Genomic DNA, 16,180 nt, shown 5'->3' on the forward strand with positions numbered 1-16,180 from the left:
AATTTGAAGGAGAACGCATGAACGACACAACGGTGTGGTGGCTGGTGACCGGGGTTCTGGTGGCCGCCGAACTGATGACCGGCACCTTTTATTTGCTGATGCTGGCCATCGGCGCTGTGGCGGCCGCGCTGGCTGCGCATTTGGGGGCAGGCCTGACCCCGCAACTGGTGAGCGCGGCCGTCGTGGGCGGTCTGGCCGTGGTGTTGTGGCGGCTAAAAAGCCTGCGCCGCGAAGCGCAAGTTCCCACTGAGCTTCACCTGGACATCGGCGAAACCGTGCAAGTGAGTTCTTGGGACGCTCAGGGCACAGCTCAGGTCAAACACCGGGGTGCCCACTGGACGGCGATTTGTCCGACTTCGCCCACGCCAGCCCCAGGCCCCCACCGCATACGCGCCATCGAGGGCAGCCGTCTGGTGCTCGAAAAAATCTGATCGTCATTTCAAAAAGGGAGTCTTCACATGGAAATCGCCATTCTTTTTCTGGTCATCGCCGTTCTGTTCGTCATCAAGACCGTCAAGGTCGTGCCACAACAGCATGCCTGGGTCGTTGAGCGGCTGGGCAAATACCACGCCAGTCTCACGCCGGGTCTGAACTTTGTGGTGCCTTTTGTGGACAACGTGATCCAGAAGCACAGCCTCAAGGAAATCCCGTTGGACGTGCCCAGCCAGATTTGCATCACGCGTGACAACACGCAGCTGCAGGTCGACGGCATCCTGTACTTTCAGGTGACCGACCCCAAGTTGGCCAGCTACGGCTCATCGAACTACATCACGGCGGTGACCCAGCTGGCGCAAACCAGCCTGCGCAGCGTGATCGGCAAGCTGGAGCTGGACAAGACCTTTGAAGAGCGCGACATCATCAACGCGCAGGTGGTGGCAGCCATCGACGAAGCGGCGCTCAACTGGGGCGTGAAGGTGCTGCGTTACGAAATCAAGGACCTGACACCACCCAACGAAATCCTGCATGCCATGCAGTCGCAGATCACGGCCGAGCGCGAAAAACGTGCCCTGATCGCCGCGTCCGAAGGTCGGCGTCAGGAACAGATCAACATCGCCACCGGTGAGCGTGAGGCCTTCATTGCACGATCCGAAGGTGAAAAACAAGCCGCCATCAACAAAGCACAAGGCGATGCAGCCGCCATCACCGAAATGGCCAACGCCACGGCGCAGGCCATCGAGCGCATTGCCGCCGCCATCCGCCAACCCGGCGGCGAGCAGGCGGTGCAACTCAAAGTGGCCGAACAAGCCGTGCAGGCCTACGGCAAGGTGGCGCAAGATGCCAAAACCACCCTCATCGTGCCGGGCAACATGACCGAGGTGTCAGGCCTGATCGCCTCGGCCATGCAGATGGTGGGCACGGGCAAGCAAGTCGGGAACTGACCGCGTTGACGCTTTGCCCGCGATCCATGCAGGCACAAAAAAACCCGCCGAGGCGGGTTTTTTTGTGGGCCATGTCCAGCAAGGTGCTGCCAAACGGCAAGGGCATCAGCCCATGTGCAAACCGCCGTTGACCGAGAAGTCAGCGCCGGTGGCATAACCGCCCTCTTCGCTGGCCAACCAGGCAATGATGGAAGCGATTTCGCTGGGCTTGCCCAGACGCTTGACGGGCACGGTGGCCACGATCTTTTCCAGCACATCAGGACGGATGGCGTTGACCATGTCGGTACCGATGTAACCAGGCGACACCGTGTTCACGGTCACACCTTTGGTGGCCATTTCCTGGGCCAAGGCCATCGAAAAACCGTGCATACCGGCCTTGGCAGCCGAGTAGTTGGTCTGGCCAGCCTGGCCTTTTTCACCGTTGACCGACGAAATGTTGATGATCCGGCCCCAGCCCTTTTCGACCATGTCGGCAACCACTTGCTTGGTCACGTTGAACATGGAGTCCAAGTTGGTGTTCATCACGGCATCCCAGTCGTCGCGGCTCATCTTCAGGAACATGCGGTCCTTGGTGATGCCGGCGTTGTTCACCAACACATCGATGCTGCCGTGCTCGGCTTTGGTTTTGCTGAAGGCTTCAACAGTGGAATCCCAGTCACCGACGTTGCCGACCGATGCGTAGAAAGTGAAGCCCAAAGCTTTTTGTTCGTCCAGCCATTTGGTGTAGTCACGGGTCGGGCCGCAACCGGCGATGACCTTGAAGCCCTCTTGGTGAAGGCGTTGGCAAATCGCGGTACCGATACCGCCCATACCACCTGTGACGTAAGCTACTTTTTGACTCATGGTTTGTCTCCTTGTTATGAGTGAAGTGAAATCAATGATGCCCGCTCAAGTGGCCATTGTTGGCTGCCCTTGTACGGTGGGCAGTGCGCCAACAAACGCTGCTTGAGCGCGCAGGTTTTTAAACGCGCTCGATGGCCAGCGACACGCCCATACCGCCGCCGATGCAAAGCGCGGCCAAGCCCTTTTGGGCATTGCTGCGCTGCATTTCGTGCAACAAAGTGACCAGAATGCGGCAACCGGACGCCCCAATCGGGTGACCGATCGCAATCGCACCGCCATTGACGTTGACTTTGGCGGGGTCGATGTCGAGTGCCTGGTTCACGGCGCAAGCTTGTGCGGCAAACGCTTCGTTGAGCTCAAACAAGTCCACGTCCTGGGCTTTCCAGCCGGCACGGGCCAGCGCTTTTTGCGACGCAGGTACGGGGCCCATGCCCATGTGGGCCGGGTCCAGACCACTGGTGCCAAAGGCGGCAATGCGCGCCAGGGGCTTGAGGCCCAAAGCAGCAGCCTTCTTGGCGCTCATGACCATCACGGCGGCTGCGCCGTCGTTGATGCCCGAAGCGTTGCCCGCCGTCACGCTGCCGGCCTTGTCAAAGGCCGGACGCAGGCCTGCCAACACTTCGGCGCTGGTTTTCTTGTTGATGAATTCGTCGGTGTTGAACACCAGCGCGTCGCCTTTGCGCTGAGGAATCAGCACGTCGACGATTTCGTCCTTGAATTTGCCTGCTTCTTGGGCAGCAGATGCCTTGCGCTGGCTGCCTGCAGCCAATGCATCTTGCATTTCACGGGTGATGCCGTGGGCTTTGGCCACGTTTTCGGCGGTGATGCCCATGTGGTACTGGTTGTAAACGTCCCACAGGCCGTCCACGATCATGGTATCGGTCATCTTCCAGTCGCCCATGCGCTGGCCATCGCGGCTGCCGTTCAGCACATGCGGGCTGGCGCTCATGTTTTCCTGCCCACCGGCGATCACGATTTCGCTGTCGCCCCAGGCCACGGCCTGCGCAGCCAACATCACGGCCTTCAGGCCCGAGCCGCAGACGGCGTTGATGGTGAGCGCTGGTGTTTCTTTGGCCACACCGGCTTTCATCATGGCTTGGCGGGCGGGGTTTTGGCCCACACCCGCGGCCAGCACTTGACCCATGATGACTTCGCCAATGGCGTCAACGGGCAAACCGCTGCGCTCCAGCAGGCCTTTGATGACGATGCTGCCCAGCTCGGTGGCGGGGGTTTTGGCAAGTGAGCCACCAAACTTGCCAACCGCAGTGCGGGCGGCTGCAACGATAACGATGTCTTCCATTTTCAAGTCTCCGTGGGATGAATAAAAATCAGGCTTTGGCCTTCACGTAGCGGCCAGGTGCCGCTTCGATGGCTTTGAATTTGCTGGCTTTGCCATAGGTTTTGGGCGCTGCAACTTGCTTGCCCGCATGGCCTTTGAGCCAATCGGACCAGTCGGTCCACCAGCTGCCGGGCATCTCTTTCGATCCGGCAATCCAGTCGTTCACATCGGCCGGAAACTTGCTGCTGTCACTCAACCAGTGGCTGCGCTTCTTGGCTGCGGGCGGGTTGATCACCCCCGCGATGTGGCCCGATGCGCCCATGACAAAACGCTTTTTGCCGGGCAGCACTTGGGTGCTGGCATAAGCGCCGCCAATGGGCACGATGTGGTCTTCACGCGAGCCGTAGATGTAGACCGGCATGTCGACCTTGCCCAGATCAATGGCCTCGCCACACACGGTGACCTTACCCGGCTTGACCAGGTTGTTTTCCAGGTAGGTGTTGCGCAGGTACCAGGCGTAAAAGGGCCCAGGCAGGTTGGTCGAATCGCTGTTCCAGTAGAGCAGGTCAAAGGGCGGTGGCGTCTCGCCCTTGAGGTAATTGCCAACCACGTAGTTCCAGACCAGATCGTTCGGGCGCAGAAAGCTGAAAGTCGATGCCAAGTCCTGCCCTTTGAGCAAACCGCCCTTGCCCATCTGCATCTCGCGGAACTTGACGAAGTTGTCGTCAATGAACACATCCAGAATACCGGTGTCGGTGAAGTTGATCAGCGTGGTCAGGAAGGTGGCACTGGCCACGGGCTTTTCGCCACGCGCCGCCAGCACGGCCAGGGCGGTCGACAAGATCGTGCCACCCACACAGAAGCCCAAAGCATTGACCTTGGGTGCGCCGGTGATGTCCTGCACGGTGTGGATGGCCTGGATGGCCGCCTGCTCGATGTAATCGTCCCAAGTCTTGTCCTTCATCGACTCATCTGGGTTGCGCCAGCTGACCACAAAAGTGCGGTGCCCCTGGCTGACCGCATAGCGGATGAGGGAGTTTTCAGGCTGCAGATCGAGGATGTAGAACTTGTTGATGCAAGGCGGGATCAACAGGAAAGGTTTTTCATAGACCTTGGCCGTCAGCGGCTTGTATTCGATGAGCTGGAAAAACTCGTTTTCGAACACCACGGCACCCTCGGTGGTGGCCACGTTTTTGCCGACCTCAAACAGGCTTTCGTCGGTCATGGAGACATGGCCTTGCTGCATGTCGTGCATCAGGTTCTGCACGCCTTTGGCAATGCTCTCACCCTTGGTTTCAACCGCTTTTTTCTGGGCTTCAGCGTTGAAGGCCAAAAAGTTGCTGGGCGCTGCTGCGGCCACCCACTGCTCAATGGCAAAACGAATGCGGGTGCGGGTTTTGTCATCGGCATCCACCGCATCGGCCAGGCCCATCAGGGTGCGGGCGTTGAGCAGGTAGGTGGCGGCATTGAAAGCGGCCACCGGGTTGGAAGCCCAGGCATCGCCCGAAAACCGGCGGTCTTTGACCTGCAAACTGTTGTGCAGGCTCTGGTTCCACAGCTCCGAGGCGTCTTTGAAGTACTGGCCTTGCAGGGTCTGGACCTTTTCAGGAGAGAATTTGAGCTGCGGAGCCGCCGAATCGGCACCGGGTTTGAGCCCACCCAGGTCGATGGTCTGAAAATGCTGCATGGCCTGTCCCCAGCTTTTGGACAGGTTCTGCTGGAACCCCTCACTCATTTGGGCCCAGAATTCTGGCGTGGAAGCGCTCATGCGTTGTCTCCTGATAAATTGTTTTTTTGATATCCGCTGCTGTCAGTATCTGTCAATTTGTTGTCACCTAAATTACAAAGACTAAAAAAATGTATTTGATCATTTTGGCTTGGCTCTACGTCACGCTGCTGATGGCCTTGGTCGAGGCCTTTAGTACGCAGGGGACGGTCATGGGCGCCATCATCACGTTCATGCTGTATGGCGCACTGCCCATGTCTTTGGTCGCATACTTGATGGGAACACCTTTGCGGCGCAAAGCCCAGCGACGGACAGAAGAAGCGTCCAGTGGTCAGCAACTGATGCCCGATTCAGTCAGCGAGCCAGATGCAGGCAGCCATGCGCCCGGATTGGCCAAGGACACGGCTGTCGCGGCGGTGCGAAAAGAACCTTGAATTCTGGGTGACAGTGCACCAAGCAGCGCCACTGTCATTGCCAAAGACACGTTGTACGCCCATGCGATGCAAGCGCAACCTGGCCAAGCCCGCCAAATCGGCCAAGCATTTTTCGTGTGCCACAGGCTTGAAAAACTGTGCGGCCTCGGCATCATCAGCACAAAAGGCCGCCATGACTTCCGGCCCCACCTCGAAAGCTTGGGGCCCGATACAAGGGCCGAGCCACACCAGAACGTCTTGACGCGCCGTGCCCGACAAAGGTGCTGAGTTCAGCAAGCTCTCCAGCACCCCTGCGCCATGGACACCTGCCAAACCGCGCCAACCTGCATGCGCAGCCGCCACCCAGTGCCCGGAGACATCGCACATCAACACGGGCAGACAATCCGCCACCATGATGGTGCAAGCAGCCTCTGTACCGGCGGTCACACACGCATCGGCCTCAGCGCCATCCTGACTGGACACATCCAGCACGATGGCGTCAACGCCGTGCACTTGCTTTAAAAAAACAGGCCGAACACCGATGGCATCCTGCAAGCGCTGTCGGTTGGTTTGAACGCTCTGCCTGCGGTCTCCCACATGGTCGCCCAAATTCATGCTGTCCCATGGGGCCAATGAGACACCGCCCACGCGGTCGGTCATGACAGCCTGCACGCGGGGTGGCGCTGGCCACTCTGGGCGCAACCAATTGTGGAAAAGAGGATTCATGGCGCGAACGCTGGCCTTTTAAAAACAAGCAAACAAGTTGGCCCGGGTGTCATGTGTTCGAGGATAAACCCAAAAAACCCACGACATGGACAGCCCGCCGCAAGTAAGGCGTACCTTTTATTGTGTAATGAAGCCATGCCACGTGCCCCCAAGATGCCTGACCTGATCTGGATTCAAGCTGACGAGCCCTTGCCCAGCACCCACTTGGCTTGGGATGCGCAATCCCCTGCGCCCGGCTTGTTGGCTGCCAGCCAAGACCTGTCTGCCGCTCGCCTCATCGAGTCCTACAGCCACGGTGTCTTTCCTTGGTTCAGTGCAGGCCAGCCTGTGTTGTGGTGGAGTCCAGACCCGCGCATGGTGTTGCATACCGCGCATTTCCGCTTTCACCGCTCTTTGCGCCAGGCCATCAAACGCTGGCTGCACCACCCTGGATTCTCACTGACCTTTGACAGGGACTTCAGCCAAGTCATGCGCCGCTGCAGTGCAGCCCCCAGAGCGGGACAAAGTGGCACCTGGATCGTGCCGGCCATGGTGACCGCTTACGAAGATCTGCACCGTGCAGGCCATGCGCACAGCGCTGAGGTTTGGCTCGATGGTGAATTGGTGGCAGGCCTTTATTTTGTGGCTCTGGGCCATGCCGTTTTTGGCGAATCCATGTTCACCACAGTGACCGATGGCTCCAAAATGGCCCTCGCCAGCTTGGTCAGTGTTTGCCTGAAGCACGGCATCACAAGCATCGATTGCCAGCAAAACACCCGCCATTTGGCTTCATTGGGGGCACAAGAAATACCCCGTGCCCAGTTTTTGACAGGTGTCCAGCAGGCACGCCTGATGCCGCCCGTACCTTGGGCTGAGCAAACTTTATACTGGGATGCATTGACGGCTTTGGACACCACGTCGTGACCCATCTTCAAGACCTTCCCATCCAAGCACTGCAGTTTTATGCCACCGCGCCCTATGAGTGCAGCTATCTGCCCAATCGCTCGGCACGCTCCCAGGTCGCCACGCCGAGCCACCTGATCCAGAACGAGGTCTACTCTGACCTGGTGGAGCAAGGATTTCGCCGCAGCGGCATGTTCACCTACCGCCCTTACTGCGACGGTTGCCACGCCTGCCAACCTCTGCGTGTCAAAGTCCAGGAGTTCAAGCCCGATCGCAGTCAACGCCGCGCCTGGCTCGCCCACAAAGACCTGGACGTCCGGGTACTTGACTTGCAATTCGACCCCGAGCATTACGCCCTGTATCTGCGTTACCAGACAACCCGCCACCCCGGCGGCGGCATGGACCATGACAGTGTGGACCAATACAACCAATTTTTGCTTCAAAGCCGAGTCAACTCCCGCATCGTCGAGTTTCGCTCGCCTGCTGCAAATGGCGATTTAGGAAAATTGAAAATGATCAGCATCGTGGATGTGCTGAACCACGGCTTGTCGGCGGTCTACACGTTTTATGAACCTGAAGACAAGGCAAGCTATGGCATTTACGGCGTGCTGTGGCAAATTCAACAAGCGGCCGACCTCCAGCTGCCTTATGTCTATTTGGGCTACTGGATCGAGAGCAGCCCCAAAATGAACTACAAATCGAAGTTCAGTCCGTGCGAAATACGGGTCCAAGGCCAGTGGCAGGCGTTGACTTGAAAAGCACAGTAGTTTTCACAGTGTAAAATTTACTGATTGCTCACGGACACCATGAAAAAAGACCCTGCACTCACGCCAACACCCACGATTCAGGTCATTGAGCGCATGTTCTCGCTGATTGACGTCCTCGCTTCTCGCGAGGAAGCAATTTCCCTCAAGGAGATCAGCGAAAAAACGGGCTTGCATCCCTCAACCGCGCACCGCATACTGAATGACTTGGCCACAGGCCGGTTTGTTGACCGCCCGGAAGCGGGCAATTACCGCTTGGGCATGCGACTGCTGGAGCTGGGCAATCTGGTCAAGGGTCGCTTGAACGTGCGCGATGCGGCCCTGACCCCCATGCGTGATTTGCACAAACTCATTCAGCAGCCTGTGAATCTGAGCATGCGACAAGGCGATGAAATCGTGTACATCGAACGCGCCTATAGCGAACGGTCAGGCATGCAAGTAGTGCGGGCCATTGGTGGAAGAGCACCTTTGCATTTGACCTCGGTGGGCAAACTTTTCTTGGCGGCAGATGATCCTCTGCGCGTTCGGTCCTATGCCACGCGCACGGGTTTGGTCGGTCAAACGCGCAACAGCATCACCCAGCTGCAGGTTCTCGAAAGAGAGCTGGCGCGCGTCAAGCAATACGGCATTGCCCGTGACAACGAAGAGCTGGAGTTGGGCGTGCGCTGCATCGCCGCTGGCATCTATGACGACCAAGGCAAATTGCTGGCCGGTTTGTCCATCTCGGCACCCGCCGACCGACTGGATGAAGGCTGGCTTCCCAAGCTGCAGGCCACGGCGCACGACATCTCCAGAACCTTGGGGCATCACGGAGATCACCAAGTCGCTTAAGACGTGAAAAAGGCCTCTGTTGAGGCCTTTTTCAATCCTGCGCAGTCTCTGCGCTCAACCAGGCAAACGATCAGGCAGTGCCAAATGCTTGTTTGCGGAGACAGCAGGCGACTTCTCGACCCAACGCCGGACGCGCTCAGCATCTGCAATGCGACTGAGTTTGCCGGCGGAGTCCAGAAAAACCATGATCAACTTGCGCCCAGCGACTTGCGCCTGCATGACCAAGCATTGACCGGCTTCAGAGATGTAACCTGTCTTTTGCAAGCCGATGTCCCACTGAGGGCTTTTCACCAGGCGGTTGGTGTTGTTGTATTGAAGAGTGCGGCTGCCCACTTCAATCTCACGACCGTGGGAAGTTGACAGCTCACGCAAAACGGGTTCTTTGTAAGCGGCCCCCACCAAAACAGCCAGATCGCTGGCACTGGACTGGTTGCGACTGGACAAGCCGGTTGGCTCGACATAGCGCGTATCGGACATGCCCAAGGCCTGGGCGCGGGCATTCATGCGGGCCACAAAGGTGTCCAAACCACCCGGGAAGGTGCGACCCAAAGCATGTGCAGCCCGGTTTTCACTGGACATCAGTGCCAGGTGCAACAAATCACCACGGCTCAGGACTGTGCCGACAGCCAAACGGGAAGAACTGCCCTTTTCGGTATCGACATCGGCCTGGGTGATGGCAATCATTTCCGACATGGGCAATTGGGCCTCGGAAATGACCAAGCCGGTCATCAATTTGGTCAAGGATGCAATGGGCAACACGGCATGGTCGTTCTTACGGAACAGGACTTCACGGGTGTCCTGATCAATGACCAGCGCCACGCTGGAGCGCAAGTCCAAAGGGTCCGAGGCGGCATGAAGACCCGCCATCTGACCGAAAGATGCACGCATCGGAACAGCCTTTTGAGCAAGCACAGACACGCGCTTGTTGGCTTTGCCTGTGCTCACTTTTGTCTTTTTAATGGACTTGGCAGCAGTGGCTACGGGTCGCTTTTTGGCAGATGACTTTGTATCCTGCGCTTGCACCGACATGGGCAGCACCAAAACAGCAGCCAATACAGCCGACGTCAAAGCACCAAGCAGCCCTTGCCCCCATAGACTGGAGGCTTGGTCTTTGAATACGGAAATGGATCGCATGAGGGGCATCTCGGGAAAAATAATATGAATATTGTGCCCGAGTGTACTCAAATAAAAAAAGTCACGCAAGAACAACAACTTGCGTGACTTTATTGAAGCCAAAAAGTATATCCAAAGGATGCTTTTTAACCTTGAGCGGCCACCCGATCGGCTTTGCTCTGCAATTTATTGAGCGCACTCAGATACGCCTTGGCTGACGCCACCACGATATCCGGGTCCGATCCGACCCCATTGACCACACGGCCACTGTTTTGCAAGCGCACGGTCACTTCACCCTGACTTTCGGTCGAGCCACTGATGGCATTGACTGAATAGAGCACCATTTCCGCACCACTTTTGACATGCGACTCAATGGCTTTCAAGGAAGCGTCGACAGGACCATTTCCGTCAGACTCCGCCCGCACCTCTTTGCCTTCGACTGTGAAGACCACCGCAGCATGAGGCCGCTCGCCTGTTTCGCTGTGTTGAGCCATGGATACAAAACCGTATTGCTCTTTTTCAACGGTGACACTCTCGTCGCCCACCAAGGCCAGAATGTCTTCATCAAAGATTTCACTCTTGCGGTCAGCCAACTCTTTGAACTTGGCAAAAGCGTTGTTGATTTCGGTTTCGCTGTCCAGTGTCACGCCCAAGTCCTGCAGGCGCTGTTTGAAGGCATTGCGGCCGCTGAGTTTGCCAAGAACGATCTTGTTGGTGGTCCAGCCCACATCTTCTGCACGCATGATCTCGTAAGTATCACGGGCCTTGAGCACACCATCTTGGTGAATGCCCGAGGCGTGTGCAAAAGCATTGGCGCCGACAACAGCCTTGTTGGGCTGAACCACAAAGCCGGTGGTCTGGCTGACCATGCGGCTGGCCGCCACGATGTGGCTCGTGTCGATGCCCACATCCAGACCAAAATAGTCACGGCGTGTTTTCACTGCCATGACCACCTCTTCCAGCGAACAATTGCCAGCACGTTCACCCAGTCCGTTGATGGTGCACTCCACCTGACGGGCACCGCCGATCTTGACGCCAGCCAAGGAGTTGGCCACCGCCATGCCCAAGTCGTTGTGGCAATGCACTGACCAGATGGCTTTGTCTGAATTGGGAATCCGCTCGCGCAAGGTCTTGATGAACTGACCATACAGCTCAGGCACCGCATAACCCACTGTGTCGGGAACGTTGATAGTTGTGGCCCCTTCTGCGATGACCGCCTCGAGAATACGGCACAAAAAGTCCATGTCACTGCGATAACCGTCTTCCGGGCTGAATTCCACATCGCCTACCAGGTTGCGGGCAAAGCGCACCGACTGCTTGGCTTGCTCAAACACCTGATCGGGTGTCATGCGCAGCTTCTTTTCCATGTGCAGTGGCGAAGTGGCAATGAAGGTGTGAATACGCCCGCTGTTGGCGCCCTTGAGAGCTTCGGCAGCGCGAGAAATGTCTCGGTCATTGGCGCGTGACAAAGAACAAATGGTGGAGTCCTTGATGGCATCCGCAATGGTTTTGACGGCCTCAAAGTCGCCGTTGGAGCTGGCGGCAAAACCGGCTTCGATCACGTCCACGCGCAGACGCTCCAGTTGACGTGCAATGCGCAACTTCTCATCGCGGGTCATGGAGGCACCGGGCGATTGCTCGCCGTCACGCAAGGTGGTGTCGAAAATAATCAGTTTGTCAGTCATGTCTACTCCTGGTCAGAAACCCGCAAGTCCAAGCAAAAATGCAAAAGGCCCGTTGCGGATGGCATACGGGCCTTTTGGGAAAATGTTTGCGTGCGCTACACATCCCGCCCGTTGGGCAGTAGCAGTAGTGCAAACAAGGAAAAATTCATAGAAACACTGTAGCACAGTTCAAAACAGGCTTTGTCGTGCGCATGACATCACTGGTGCAAGCCCCGCTCTTCGGGCTCGTCGGTGGATGTGCTGATCATGCTGGTCGGCTGACCTTTGGCCTTGCGCCAGACATAGATCACATAACCGCTCAAACCGTAGCCCACAAATATGACAAACAAAACCGTAGGCGGATCGATGTTGACCACCGCAATGCCCAAGGCCACCAGCACCAGCGTGGCAAAGGGCACGCTCTTTTTCATGTGCATGTCCTTGAAGCTGTAAAAAGGCACATTGGTCACCATGGTCAAACCAGCAAACAGGCACACGGCAAACATGCCCCAAGCCACTGTTTTGGCAGGCACGGCGTTTTCAAACATGATCCAGACAAAGCCCATCACCAAAGCCGCAGCGGCAGGCGATGGCAGGCCCTGAAAATAACGTTTATCGACCACGGCCGTGTTCACATTGAAGCGGGCCAAGCGCAAGGCTGCGCAAGCGCAATACACAAAAGCGGCAATCCAGCCCCAACGGCCCAATTCTTTCAGGGTCCAGACGTAAGCGATCAGCGCAGGTGCAGCACCAAAGGAGACCATGTCGGAGAGCGAATCCATCTGTTCGCCAAAAGCGCTCTGCGTGTTCGTCATGCGGGCCACGCGGCCGTCCAGGCTGTCCAGCACCATGGCACTGAAAATGCCCACCGTGGCCAGGTCAAAACGGCCATTGATGGCCATGACCACGGCATAAAAGCCAGCGAACAGCGCCGCCAACGTGATCATGTTGGGCAGCATGTAGATGCCCTTGGAGGGTTTGCGCACCGGTGCAGAGACTTCTGCGTCTTCTGCGGTGTCGTTGACTTTGTTCATCGTCCATTCCTGTAGCGGTTTTTCGGATCCATCCCGTGTCAGCTGAGTTTAAGCCAGACCGAGCGCCCAAGAAAAAGGCCACCGCAGTGGCCTTTTCACACTCGCCCAAAGGCAAGATCAGTTGCGGGTCTTGTCAACCAGCTTGTTTTTCGCAATCCAAGGCATCATGGCGCGCAATTGAGCGCCCACAACTTCAATGGAGTGCTCGGAAGTCAAGCGACGACGTGCGGTCATGCTTGGGTAGTTGGTCTTGCCTTCCAAGATGAACATCTTGGCGTATTCACCGGTCTGAATGCGCTTCAAGGCATTGCGCATGGCTTCACGGCTTTGGGCGTTGATGACTTCAGGACCTGTCACGTACTCGCCGTATTCGGCGTTGTTCGAGATCGAGTAGTTCATGTTGCCGATGCCACCTTCGTAGATCAGGTCAACGATCAGCTTCAACTCGTGCAAGCACTCGAAGTAAGCCATTTCAGGGGCGTAACCGGCTTCCACCAAGGTCTCGTAACCCATCTTGATCAGCTCGACCGCACCACCGCACAGAACAGCCTGCTCGCCGAACAAGTCGGTTTCGGTCTCTTCTTTGAAGTTGGTTTCGATGATGCCGGCTTTGCCGCCACCGTTGGCCATGGCGTAGCTCAGAGCCAAAGCGCGGGCCTTGCCGCTCTTGTCCTGGTGGATCGCAACCAAATGGGGCACGCCGCCGCCTTGGGTGTAGGTGTTGCGCACGGTGTGGCCAGGAGCCTTGGGGGCGACCATCCACACGTCCAGGTCTTCGCGTGGAACGACCTGGTTGTAGTGCACGTTGAAACCGTGGGCAAACGCCAGCGAAGCGCCTGCTTTGATGTTGGGGGCGACGTTGTTGTTGTACACATCGGCGATTTGCTCGTCGGGCAACAAGATCATGACCACGTCAGCGGCCTTGACGGCATCGTTGACTTCCATCACGGTCAAACCGGCTTTGCCGACTTTGTCCCACGATGCGCCGCCTTTGCGCAGACCGACCACCACTTTGACGCCGCTGTCGTTCAGGTTCTGGGCGTGTGCGTGGCCTTGCGAGCCGTAACCAATGATGGCAACGGTCTTGCCCTTGATGACGCTCAGATCACAATCTTTGTCGTAAAAAACTTTCACAGGGTTCTCCTTAGGAATAAACAGGTTCAAGAGTTAAGTTTAGACGCGCAGGATGCGCTCGCCGCGCCCGATACCGCACGCACCCGTGCGCACGGTCTCCAAGATGGCGCTGCGGTCGATCGCCTCCAAAAAGGCGTCGTTCTTGGACTGGTCACCGGTGAGCTCAATGGTGTAGCTCTTGTCGGTGACATCAATCACACGGCCGCGAAAGATGTCGGCCATGCGTTTCATTTCTTCGCGTTCCTTGCCCACGGCACGCACCTTCACCAGCATCAGCTCGCGTTCGGTGTAAGCGCCTTCGGTCAGGTCCACCACCTTGACCACCTCGATCAGGCGGTTCAGGTGCTTGGTGATCTGCTCGATCACATCGTCAGACCCGGCGGTCTGGATGGTCATGCGAGACAGGCTGGGGTCTTCGGTCGGGGCCACAGTCAAAGACTCGATGTTGTAGCCACGGGCCGAGAACAAGCCCACCACACGGGACAAAGCGCCCGCTTCGTTTTCGATCAATACAGCAATGATGTGTTTCATGATTACAGATCCTCCGAGCCCAGCAGCATCTCGGTGATGCCTTTGCCCGCCTTGACCATGGGGAACACGTTCTCCGTGGGGTCGGTGCGGATGTCCAGAAACACCGTGCGGTCCTTAAGTCTGCGTGCTTCACGCAACGCAGGCTCCACGTCCTCGGGTTTTTCAACCAGGATGCCGACGTGGCCATAGGCTTCGGCCAGCTTCACAAAATTGGGCAACGCATCCATGTAGCTGTGGCTGTAGCGACCCGAGTATTCGATCTCTTGCCACTGGCGTACCATGCCCAAATAACGGTTGTTCAGCGCCACGATCTTGATCGGGGTGTTGTATTGCAGGCAGGTGGACAGCTCTTGAATGCACATCTGCACCGAGCCTTCACCCGTCACACAAAACACTTCACTGTCGGGCTTGGCCAGCTTGATGCCCATGGCATACGGTATGCCCACGCCCATGGTGCCCAGACCGCCAGAGTTGATCCAGCGGCGAGGCTCATTGAACTTGTAATACTGGGCTGCCCACATCTGGTGCTGGCCCACATCGGAGGTGATGTACGCATCGGCGTCTTTGGTCATGTCCCACAAGGTCTCAATGACTTTTTGGGGCTTGATGACCAAGCTGTTGCTGTTGTCGTACTTCATGCAATCGCGGCTGCGCCAGCCTTCGATGGTTTCCCACCACTGGCCCAGTGCTTGGGCGTCCGGCTTGAGGCCGGACTCGCGGATCATGCCCATGAGTTCGGTCAGCACGTCTTTCACGTCGCCCACGATTGGCACATCCACCTTGACGCGCTTGGAAATGCTCGAAGGGTCGATGTCGATGTGGATGATTTTGCGGTCCACCGATGCAAAGTGTTTGGGGTTGCCGATCACGCGGTCGTCAAAACGGGCGCCGACAGCCAGCAGCACATCGCAGTTTTGCATGGCGTTGTTGGCTTCCAGCGTGCCGTGCATGCCCAGCATGCCCACAAAGCGGCGATCCGTGGCCGGAAATGCGCCCAAACCCATGAGCGTGTTGGTCACAGGGTAGTTGAGCATGTCCACCAGTTGTCGCAACTCGGCGCTGGCATTGCTCAGCAACACGCCGCCGCCTGTGTAAATGTAGGGGCGCTTGGCCGCCATCAACAACTGCAAAGCCTTGCGAATCTGCCCGCCGTGGCCTTTGCGCACGGGGTTGTAAGAGCGCATTTCAACCGACTCGGGATAGCCCGAATACAAGACTTTGTTGAAAGAAACGTCTTTCGGAATGTCCACCACCACAGGGCCAGGGCGGCCACTGCGCGCAATGTGGAATGCTTTCTTCATGACCTCGGCCATGTCTTTGGCGTCTTTGACCAGGAAGTTGTGCTTCACGATCGGGCGGGTGATGCCCACAGCATCACATTCCTGGAAAGCATCCAGCCCGATGGCCGCAGTAGGCACCTGCCCGCTGATGATGACCATGGGGATGCTGTCCATGTAGGCCGTTGCGATACCGGTCACGGCGTTGGTCAGACCTGGGCCCGAAGTGACGAGCGCCACGCCGACTTCGCCTGTAGCGCGGGCAAAACCATCTGCCGCATGCACAGCAGCTTGCTCGTGGCGCACCAAGACGTGCTGAATGGTGTTTTGCTTATAGAAAGCGTCGTAAATGTGAAGAACGGCACCGCCGGGGTATCCCCAGATGTACTGCACGTTTTCAGCTTGAAGCGCTTTGACGAGGATTTCTGCGCCGCGCAACTCTTGAGCGCCCGCAGGACCAGATGCCGATTCGGCTTTGTTCATTTCCATATTCAACCTTTGTGAATTTCTCTAACGAAAAACCTTGGGTGCCCCTGGGCTCGACTCTTGTGGAGTGGCTTTGGGACTTAAGACCACAGACATGG

Annotated in this window: 16 protein-coding genes; 6 read left to right on the top strand and 10 right to left on the bottom strand. The window is 57.3% G+C overall.

Annotated features, from left to right (window positions below):
- The first annotated feature begins 17 nt into the window (after positions 1-17).
- Together B9Z37_RS02100 and B9Z37_RS02105 are read left to right on the top strand one after the other, a co-directional pair.
- Positions 18-431, top strand: coding sequence for an NfeD family protein (locus tag B9Z37_RS02100; RefSeq protein ID WP_108311857.1), 414 nt, complete (start codon positions 18-20; stop codon positions 429-431).
- A 27-nt stretch (positions 432-458) separates the two neighbouring features.
- A complete protein-coding gene (locus B9Z37_RS02105) occupies positions 459-1,379 on the top strand; it encodes an SPFH domain-containing protein (protein ID WP_108311384.1) in 921 nt (306 codons plus the stop codon).
- 105 nt (positions 1,380-1,484) lie between these two features.
- Here the strand turns inward: B9Z37_RS02105 and phbB are convergent, their stop codons facing one another.
- The 3 genes from phbB to B9Z37_RS02120 all read right to left on the bottom strand — a co-directional run bounded on the left by phbB (position 1,485) and on the right by B9Z37_RS02120 (position 5,269).
- A complete protein-coding gene (gene phbB, locus B9Z37_RS02110; RefSeq protein ID WP_108311385.1) occupies positions 1,485-2,222 on the bottom strand; it encodes an acetoacetyl-CoA reductase in 738 nt (245 codons plus the stop codon).
- Positions 2,223-2,340: 118 nt separating this feature from the next.
- Positions 2,341-3,522, bottom strand: coding sequence for an acetyl-CoA C-acetyltransferase (locus tag B9Z37_RS02115; RefSeq protein ID WP_108311386.1), 1,182 nt, complete (start codon positions 3,520-3,522; stop codon positions 2,341-2,343).
- A gap of 28 nt (positions 3,523-3,550) precedes the next feature.
- Entirely contained in the window at positions 3,551-5,269 is a 1,719-nt protein-coding gene (locus tag B9Z37_RS02120) for a PHA/PHB synthase family protein (RefSeq protein WP_108311387.1), read from the bottom strand.
- 89 nt (positions 5,270-5,358) lie between these two features.
- On the opposite strand from B9Z37_RS02120, the gene B9Z37_RS02125 reads away from it, so the two are divergent.
- A complete protein-coding gene (locus B9Z37_RS02125; RefSeq protein ID WP_108311388.1) occupies positions 5,359-5,661 on the top strand; it encodes a hypothetical protein in 303 nt (100 codons plus the stop codon).
- Here B9Z37_RS02125 and pgeF read toward each other — a convergent pair.
- On the bottom strand, positions 5,578-6,366 hold the full coding sequence (gene pgeF / locus B9Z37_RS02130; protein ID WP_108311389.1) for a peptidoglycan editing factor PgeF: 789 nt from the start codon (positions 6,364-6,366) through the stop codon (positions 5,578-5,580). The genes B9Z37_RS02125 and pgeF overlap by 84 nt on opposite strands.
- Positions 6,367-6,501: 135 nt before the next feature.
- Here pgeF and aat point away from each other — a divergent pair, with 135 nt between their 5' ends.
- Genes aat through B9Z37_RS02145 form a run of 3 tightly spaced genes read left to right on the top strand, consistent with a single transcriptional unit; the run spans position 6,502 to position 8,843 of the window.
- The gene (gene aat, locus B9Z37_RS02135) at positions 6,502-7,269 is read left to right on the top strand and encodes a leucyl/phenylalanyl-tRNA--protein transferase (protein ID WP_108311390.1); all 768 of its coding nucleotides are present in this window, start codon (positions 6,502-6,504) and stop codon (positions 7,267-7,269) included.
- A complete protein-coding gene (locus tag B9Z37_RS02140; RefSeq protein ID WP_108311391.1) occupies positions 7,266-8,003 on the top strand; it encodes an arginyltransferase in 738 nt (245 codons plus the stop codon). Before aat ends, B9Z37_RS02140 begins: the two co-directional genes overlap by 4 nt.
- Before the next feature lie 51 nt (positions 8,004-8,054).
- Positions 8,055-8,843 carry an IclR family transcriptional regulator gene (locus B9Z37_RS02145; RefSeq protein ID WP_108311392.1) on the top strand — a complete coding sequence of 263 codons (789 nt, stop codon included), beginning with the start codon at positions 8,055-8,057 and terminating at the stop codon, positions 8,841-8,843.
- A 54-nt stretch (positions 8,844-8,897) separates the two neighbouring features.
- Here B9Z37_RS02145 and B9Z37_RS02150 read toward each other — a convergent pair whose 3' ends face one another.
- From B9Z37_RS02150 to B9Z37_RS02175, 6 genes are all read right to left on the bottom strand, one after another.
- Positions 8,898-9,977: a serine hydrolase gene (locus B9Z37_RS02150; RefSeq protein WP_205872527.1), complete on the bottom strand. Its 1,080-nt coding sequence runs from the start codon at positions 9,975-9,977 to the stop codon at positions 8,898-8,900.
- A 125-nt stretch (positions 9,978-10,102) separates the two neighbouring features.
- Positions 10,103-11,641 carry a 2-isopropylmalate synthase gene (locus tag B9Z37_RS02155; RefSeq protein WP_108311394.1) on the bottom strand — a complete coding sequence of 513 codons (1,539 nt, stop codon included), beginning with the start codon at positions 11,639-11,641 and terminating at the stop codon, positions 10,103-10,105.
- A gap of 197 nt (positions 11,642-11,838) precedes the next feature.
- The gene (pssA, locus tag B9Z37_RS02160) at positions 11,839-12,654 is read right to left on the bottom strand and encodes a CDP-diacylglycerol--serine O-phosphatidyltransferase (RefSeq protein ID WP_108311395.1); all 816 of its coding nucleotides are present in this window, start codon (positions 12,652-12,654) and stop codon (positions 11,839-11,841) included.
- 117 nt (positions 12,655-12,771) lie between these two features.
- On the bottom strand, positions 12,772-13,788 hold the full coding sequence (ilvC, locus tag B9Z37_RS02165; protein ID WP_108311396.1) for a ketol-acid reductoisomerase: 1,017 nt from the start codon (positions 13,786-13,788) through the stop codon (positions 12,772-12,774).
- A 39-nt stretch (positions 13,789-13,827) separates the two neighbouring features.
- Entirely contained in the window at positions 13,828-14,319 is a 492-nt protein-coding gene (gene ilvN / locus B9Z37_RS02170) for an acetolactate synthase small subunit (RefSeq protein ID WP_019429372.1), read from the bottom strand.
- Between the two features lie 2 nt (positions 14,320-14,321).
- On the bottom strand, positions 14,322-16,085 hold the full coding sequence (locus B9Z37_RS02175; protein WP_108311397.1) for an acetolactate synthase 3 catalytic subunit: 1,764 nt from the start codon (positions 16,083-16,085) through the stop codon (positions 14,322-14,324).
- Between the last annotated feature and the right edge of the window lie 95 nt (positions 16,086-16,180).

Origin of the sequence: Limnohabitans parvus II-B4, from assembly GCF_003063455.1 — a bacterium.
GTDB classification, from domain to species: Bacteria; Pseudomonadota; Gammaproteobacteria; order Burkholderiales; family Burkholderiaceae_C; genus Limnohabitans_A; species Limnohabitans_A parvus.